Source organism: Streptomyces coryli (genome assembly GCF_011044975.1).
GTDB lineage: Bacteria > Actinomycetota > Actinomycetes > Streptomycetales > Streptomycetaceae > Streptomyces > Streptomyces coryli.
Genome location: NZ_JAAKZV010000503.1, coordinates 1 through 1,829, shown reverse-complemented (window position 1 = coordinate 1,829; position 1,829 = coordinate 1). Strand labels below are relative to the sequence as shown.

Here is a 1,829-nt window from a genome sequence, read left to right as displayed (position 1 = left end):
CCCCGGGCCCCGGCCTGCCTGGGTACAGCTGTACCTACCCACCACCCCGCCCCCGGCAGCAGAATGAGCGCCATGCAGCCACGCGCGGAGCTAGGCGCCTTCCTGCGTTCACGTCGCGACCGGATCCGTCCGGAGGACGTGGGCTACGCCTCGGGTGCCGGGGCGCGTCGGGTGCCCGGGCTGCGGCGCGAGGAGTTGGCGCATCTCGCCGGAGTCAGCGTCGACTACTACGTACGCCTGGAGCAGGGGCGTAACCACAGCGCCTCGGACGCCGTGCTGAACGCCGTCGCGGACGCGCTCCGGCTGGACGCGGATGAGCGCGCGCATCTGTTCCGGCTGGCCAGGCCGCCGCGTCCGGGCCCGGGGCCGAGCTCCGGCCGCCCGCCGCCGCTGCCGCCGCTGCCGGCGGTGCGGCCGGGGGTCCAGCAGCTCCTCGACGCCATCGACAGCCCGGCCCTCGCGCTCGGCCACCGCATGGACGTGCTCGCCTGGAACCGTCTCGCCTGCGCCCTGATCACCGACTTCGCCCGCCTCCCGCCCGACCACCGCAACCTCGCCCGGCTGCACCTGACCGACCCCGAGATCGGCGCCCGCTACCCGGAGCGCGACTTCATCGCCCGCGAGGTGGTCGGCCACCTCCGCCTCGCCGCCGGGCAGCACCCCGACGACTCCGAGCTGTCCCGCCTGATCGCCGAACTCACCGTCGAAAGCGCCGAGTTCCGCCACCACTGGGCGCTGCACACCGTCAAGACCAAGTCGTACGGCCGCAAGCGCATCAACCACCCCGTCGCGGGCCCGCTGTCCCTCTCCTTCGAGCTGACCACCTTCCCCCAGGACCCGGACCTGGCCCTCTTGGCCTACACCGCGGCGCCCGACTCGCGGGAGGCGGAGGCGTTGCGGCTGCTGGCGAGCTGGGGCAGCTCCGAGGCGGCCCGCTGATATTTCGGCGGCAGCCGAAGAGTCCCGCGTGCACCATGGACGCATGCTGTCGCCGACCTCCCTCGCCCGCACCGCCGCGCTGCTCGCCGACCCCACCCGGGCCGCCTTCTGCCTCGCGCTGATCGACGGCCGCGCCTGGACCGCGGGGGAGCTCGCGCGGCACGCGGGGGTCGCGCCGTCGACCGCGAGCGAACATCTCGCGCGGCTGCTGGAGGGCGGGCTCGTCACGCTGGAGCGGCAGGGGCGGCATCGGTACGTGAGGCTGGCGGGGCCGGCGGCGGCGACGCTGGTCGAGGAGCTGGCGACGTTCGCGCCGGAGGCCGGGACCGGGGCCGGGATCGGGGCCAGGGCCGGGGGCACGGACAGCGGGCGGCCGCGCTCGCTGCGCGACGCCGGGCGGCGGCGGGCCGAGGCGCGGGCACGGACCTGTTACGACCATCTCGCCGGGCGCCTGGGCGTGGCCATCGCCGACGCGGCGCAGGACCGCGGGCTGATCGACCGGAGGGGCGGGCTCGCCCTCACCGAGCCGGGCCGGGACTGGCTGCGGCGGCTCGGGGCCGTCATCCCGCCGGACGGACGGAAGAGCACCCGCCCGCTGCTGCGCGACTGCCTCGACTACAGCGAGCGCCGGCCGCACCTGGCGGGCGCGGTCGGCGCGGCGCTGTGCCGGCGTTCGTTCGAGCTCGGGTGGGTGGAACGGATCGGATCCGGGCGGGCGGTGCGGGTGACCGCGGCCGGGGCGGCGGCGCTCGACGATCAACTCGGCCTGACCGAGCACACCTTGGCCGTACCGGCCGCGGCCTGAGCGCGCGGCGGGCACACCGGCAGCTCAACCGGCGGTCGGCACCGGCAGCTCGCCCGGCCGCCGGCACCGCCCGCTCACCGGCAGT

General features: G+C 76.5%; 2 protein-coding genes. Both read left to right on the top strand.

The window, feature by feature from the left end:
* Positions 1–72: 72 nt before the first annotated feature.
* Positions 73–939 (top strand): helix-turn-helix domain-containing protein, encoded by an 867-nt coding sequence (locus G5C51_RS41740; RefSeq protein WP_165246119.1) that lies wholly within the window; start codon positions 73–75, stop codon positions 937–939.
* Positions 940–982: 43 nt separating this feature from the next.
* Positions 983–1,744, top strand: a complete 762-nt coding sequence (locus G5C51_RS41735) for an ArsR/SmtB family transcription factor (protein ID WP_165246117.1) — start codon at positions 983–985, stop codon at positions 1,742–1,744.
* The last annotated feature ends 85 nt before the right edge of the window (positions 1,745–1,829 follow it).

What these genes read in the sequence shown, in the direction of transcription:
- G5C51_RS41740 (WP_165246119.1), top strand. Translation starts at nt 73, where the DNA reads ATGCAGCCACGCGCGGAGCTAGGCGCCTTCCTGCGTTCACGTCGCGAC.
- G5C51_RS41735 (WP_165246117.1), top strand. Translation starts at nt 983, where the DNA reads ATGCTGTCGCCGACCTCCCTCGCCCGCACCGCCGCGCTGCTCGCCGAC.